The sequence below is a fragment of the Nitrosophilus sp. genome (genome assembly GCF_982775275.1).
In genome coordinates this window covers 1-5,214 of the sequence record NZ_CEXZHP010000108.1, presented here as the reverse complement: position 1 = coordinate 5,214, position 5,214 = coordinate 1, and the positions used below count along the sequence as shown (strand labels likewise).

At 28.9% G+C, this 5,214-nt stretch carries 6 protein-coding genes; all 6 read right to left on the bottom strand.

Annotation, left to right across the window (positions count from 1 at the left end):
* Positions 1-7: 7 nt before the first annotated feature.
* Entirely contained in the window at positions 8-424 is a 417-nt protein-coding gene (locus AC30RD_RS06070) for an RAMP superfamily CRISPR-associated protein (protein WP_489493462.1), read from the bottom strand.
* A 1-nt stretch (position 425) separates the two neighbouring features.
* Positions 426-833, bottom strand: coding sequence for a type III-B CRISPR module-associated protein Cmr5 (gene cmr5, locus AC30RD_RS06065; RefSeq protein ID WP_489493461.1), 408 nt, complete (start codon positions 831-833; stop codon positions 426-428).
* On the bottom strand, positions 823-1,782 hold the full coding sequence (gene cmr4, locus AC30RD_RS06060; protein WP_489493460.1) for a type III-B CRISPR module RAMP protein Cmr4: 960 nt from the start codon (positions 1,780-1,782) through the stop codon (positions 823-825). Before cmr4 ends, cmr5 begins: the two co-directional genes overlap by 11 nt.
* Positions 1,775-2,851, bottom strand: coding sequence for a putative CRISPR-associated protein (locus AC30RD_RS06055; RefSeq protein WP_489493459.1), 1,077 nt, complete (start codon positions 2,849-2,851; stop codon positions 1,775-1,777). Before AC30RD_RS06055 ends, cmr4 begins: the two co-directional genes overlap by 8 nt.
* Complete coding sequence (gene cmr3, locus AC30RD_RS06050; RefSeq protein ID WP_489493457.1) at positions 2,848-3,873, bottom strand: type III-B CRISPR module-associated protein Cmr3; 1,026 nt, start codon at positions 3,871-3,873, stop codon at positions 2,848-2,850. Before cmr3 ends, AC30RD_RS06055 begins: the two co-directional genes overlap by 4 nt.
* Positions 3,870-5,214 (bottom strand): type III-B CRISPR-associated protein Cas10/Cmr2 (gene cas10, locus AC30RD_RS06045; RefSeq protein ID WP_489493455.1); only part of this gene is annotated, 1,345 nt, incomplete at its 5' end. The genes cmr3 and cas10, both read right to left, overlap by 4 nt.

Genomic DNA, 5,214 nt, shown 5'->3' with positions numbered 1-5,214 from the left:
TCATAATCTATTTAACATTATAGCATATTTTGGGGGTTTTGGCTGAATAGTTACGAATTATATAACTTCTAAATGCTCCTTTGATTGATTGAGCAGGGAGATAAGGGATTCCGTAAATATGATGAAGAGTAATAGATGTATTATAAACAGAACCATTTCCCATACCTAAGGTTAATTTCCAATCATTTTTTACAAAAATTGAATCTTTTTCATAATGAGTAAGTTCAAGAGTATCATAATATTTATCTACTCTTTTTGTTTCAATATTTGTATTAAAACTTACCCCTTCATACTCATTTTTTATGTTAAATAAATCTTTTCTAACAAATCTATTAAGTTGTAATGAAAAATTATCAATATCTTTAGCCACTAAATTATTTTTATCTAATAATTTACTTGTATCCTTTGGTATAAAATAGTTCATATTAATCCTTTGAAATTCTACCCTCAGCAAATCGTCTAAGCCAATTAAATAGAGCCAAAACTTCAATTGTAACTTTTCTATATTTATTAGAATCAAGTTTGATACACCACTCTACAAGCTCCATATTATCTTTGTCATATCTCTTTTTTAACCACTCATCTACTTGATTATAAATATAAATATAAGTACCTGTTTTTTTAGAAAACATAAATGCAAAAGTAGCACTAAGTCCATTTGTTTGGATTAAAGAGGGGATTTTTTTGCAATAAGATTTATACTCTGAATCTTGAATTTTCTCTTTTTTCCTTTTAGTATTATCCTCTTTGTCTTTTTCTGCCTGTATTATTGCTTCATCAACTTTTTCATAAGCAAAAATAGCTCTCTTTTTTTCTATATCTCTAATTGGCATTATTTCCTCCTATAATTATAGATACTATCCCTTTTCCAATGGTTGCATTTCCACCTATTTGAATGGTAGGCGGTATAGTAGAAGTAAAGAAACTCATAACCTCATCATCAGTTTTTAAATTTTGAATTTGAGTAATATCTTTTGCCATTATAGGAGAAGCCAAAGCCAAAGAATACATTATAGTTTCACTTGGTAAATACTCTTCTGTAAATAATGCTCCATCTTTAACAACTCCTGTTTGATTATTGATTTTTGTTCTAGTAATAACTTCTGTGGAGAGAGTGATAAAATCCTTAAAATCATTATCATCTAAAATAATTAATTTCTCTTCTATCTCTTTGTTGTCTAATTCTTTTGATAAAAACTCTGCTATTTCTTGAGTATTTTCATCTTTGGTAATAGAAATTTGATACTCTTCCAAAATTACACTATTTTCATCAATATTTATTTTTGAATTTTTAGTAATTGTATTCTCTTTTATCTCAAAAGTTTGCTCATTTTTAGAGATTTTTAAATCATGTACAAATCTATCTAAAACAGACGGACAAGTAATCCAAGCAAAAATTCCTTTAGCTGATTTAATAGGAAAAAGTAAAATCCTAGCATCACTAAATCCTAATGCCCCTGCAAATTCTCTATTTGATTTTTCAGGAAAAGCTTTTTTAAATACTTCAATCAATGCCGAAGGGGCTTTATTCTTTTCAGATGGTGCATTACTCTCGTCGTAACCAAAACTCATATAGGTTTTTAACAATACATCTACATCGGTTCTACCTTTTAGCTCAAAAGCCTCTCTTATGCTTCCTTTTAAACTACTTCCCTCTATTTTTGGAAAACCTGTATGCCCCTCTCTTTGAATTGGCATATCCACAATTCCCAAATCACTACCACTACCTACATGCATAGGTGTTACTGTATGTATATAAAACGGTTTTGCTTGTTTAAACATTTTCTATCCTTTTTTCTATTTTGTTTGTTAGAGAGTTCTCTTTTATCTCTTCTTTATTGACACTACTGTTGTTAATATATTTTTCATACTCATCATGACCACTATCAAATGTTTTATACACATAGATAACCTCATCATCACTAAAATAAAAAATTCTATTAACATTGTTTCCATCATCATAAACCAAATGACCATTTTTTCTCTCTGTTTTACTCTCTCGTGTCTCTTGCCAAAATTTTGTCTCCAATATTCTTTGAATATCACTCTGTTTTGCAATCTCTTCTAAAACCTCTTTTGGTGCATAAAAGATAAAAAATTTCTCCCTATATCGTCTCCACAAAATAGTACCTAATGGATTTAAGGCTACTAAACCATCATCTACCTCAAAAAGAGACTCTATCTCTCTCAAAAAATTATAATCTAAAGATGATTTTTTAACAACTTCCTCTTTTGATAGTTGTTCAAATTCTTTCCAGTATTTATCAAACAACGCTTCATCTATTGACAAAGGAATTTTTGGAATAGAGATTAAAGAGTCAGAATTCTCAAAAACATAATAGAGTGGTACAGAGTTAACCTGTCCAAAAATTGTAAGATATGGAATAACTGCTTTATATCCACCTGTAATATTTAAAATCAAATTACCATAATAATTAGATGCAATACCATAAAGTCTATTTATTAGATTTAATAATCCATCTTTAAAATCTTTATAATTTTCTACTTGTAATTTATCTATTATGTTATGTTGATGATTAAATTTTATATTATCTAAAACTTCTTCTAATACTTCACAAACTACAACCGACTCAATCGTATCTGTAGCAATCAAATAAACTTCAATCTCTTCATATTTCTCTTGAAGCTTTGTTATGCTTGTAAGTTCTGCACAAGAGTTTTCAGTTTTAGCAAAATCTAATAACTTATCTTTTATTTCACCAATTTCATCTTCCCACTCCTTATATTCACTATAAGGCTGATTCTCAATATCTTTATTAAGTCTTTCACTTTTTTCATCATTATAATTTGTAAAAAGCGATGTTCCAACCGTTGTTATAATCTTTTTCATTTCACATCTCCAATTATGACCAATCCATAGCCCTCTTTTTGTTTGTAATCTGAAATCGATGAGAGATTAAAAGTTTCAATTACTTTATCTTTATCTCCTTTCAAAATTTCAAAATAATAAACACTACCAATAGAAACTGCTTTAAACATCTCTTTTGGTGTATTTGTTTTCATATCAAATCCACCAATAGATTGATATTTCCCCACAGCACAAGCAATTAATTTTATTTTAAAATCTTTAAACTCTCCTATAAAATTATTATCCTTATCTATCCAACACGGATACCAACCATTATCGAAAATAGCAGGAGTCAAAAGATAAAGTTTAAAAATATTACTATTAATTTTTTCCATTTTTGGTATATCTAAACTATTTAATGATTGATATTTAGCCCCTTTTGCTTCTCCTCCAAGTTTTATAAGTCCATTCTCATTTAAATCTAATCCATCAAAACTAATAACAATTTTTAAATCTTTATAGCGTAACATCTCTACTCTATAAAGCAACCCCTCCCCAGTTGTTTTTGTTTGTCTATTTAACCCTATGCCTATTTTATTTTCTTTTATTACCAAACTATCTTCAACCTCAAAAGAACCAATAGTTTTACCAGATAAATATCTTTTAAAATTACTATTTTTCAAATACCCTTTATCTATACTTTCAATCTCATCTTTTGAAAAGAAAGTATATTTGAGAGGACTATTCGTAAGTAAATTTTCTTCCAAATCTAAAGTTTTTACTTCTCCTTTTGATTCAACACAATCTTTTGGTATTGCAAAAATTAATTTTTCTTGATATTTTAATCCAATAAAATTTATCTTTAAATTTTTAGTTGGGTCATCATCTTCATTGGCTTTTGAGAGTTCATCAATATCGTTAGCAAAATAAGTTGCTCTCAATGCTCCATAAAGTGTTGATGGTGTAGGCAATAATAAACTATTACCCCAGTTGTCTCCAGACTTGTCAAAAGGCTTTCCATCTTGAAAAATCAAAGTATCCAAAGCTTCTATCTCTATGGTCATGAAATCTCCCTATTTATAAACTTTGCAATATTTAGAGCATCTGAAAAATCTCTAAAACTTTTTGTATAAAGAGCAGAAACCAACTCTTTCATCTCATCTATATTTACATCTTCTGTTTTCTTTGAGCGTTTTAATAACCTTGCTATTTCGGTAGTTATTAGAGATTTTTTTAAGTCTAAATTCCCCTTATCATCAAGCATAATCAAAAACTCCCTCTCTAAATTAGATATAAAAGAGTCCGAAAAATTCTCTTTTAGTTGAGTTACAATATCTTGCACCATTTTAATTTTTTTATGTTTTATAATGGCTTCTCTTATCTCCCCCGACCGTTTTAAAACAGTCAAACAGACAGCATCTTTACCACTACTTTTTTTAGCCTTTTTCTCTGATTTTCGAGCCTCATTCAAAACAGTTCCTAGAGGAGTTTTATAGTGGGCAATAACTACCCCTGCCGAAAAAGTAAAATCATCATTTAATTGATATTTATCTTTTAGAGGTTCACTAATCAACTCTCTAAATTGACTATTTAACTCTACTAATACATCAAATAGATTATCAAGATTTACAAATCCCAAAAAATCCTCTCCACCTGCATAAACAGTCATACCCTTTGGCTCTTTTAGTATATCTCTTGCTTTATTTGCAAAAGTAGCTAAATTAAGGCTAATATCTTTATGAAACTCTTTTAGTTTGCTTTTATCATCTAATCTTTGCCCTGATAACCATTTCCCCATATCATCACCATCAAACATCACAACAGCATAATAAGAGGTCTGTTTATAGTTATCTTTTATCTCTTTTTGAAACTGCTTAAACTCTTTTAGACAATCATCTAGTGGATATTCCATATCATTTTTTTCAAAATAATTTTTATTTAGATTCTCCTCATAAAATAGTTGACTATCATTATGTAAATAGTTATATTGTTCTCGTATCTCAAAAGGAATATTCATAATAGCAATTTCAGCCGTAGAGTCAAAACCTTTTTTTATACTTCTTCGTTTGACATAACAGACACCACAAAGCCCCTCTCCATGCTGTAGATTATCCTCTCTTTTTGCACTCAAAAGATTTTTTATCTGCTCTTTGATATAAAATCTCATAGGCTTTTTATAAACAGCTATATTTCTCTCTCCACAAATAGAGCATTTTCTACCAACCTCTCTTAATTGGGTAAAAAATCGGCTATTTTTTGCTCCTGCTAATCGCTTTTCAACCTCATCAAAAGCCTTTTTATAATCTCCATCATATTCACTAGCACTCCAATAGATTTGGAAAAAATTCTCTATATGTTGCTTAACTATTGAATTTTTAGTATTATCTAAACCTCTAAAATAGTTC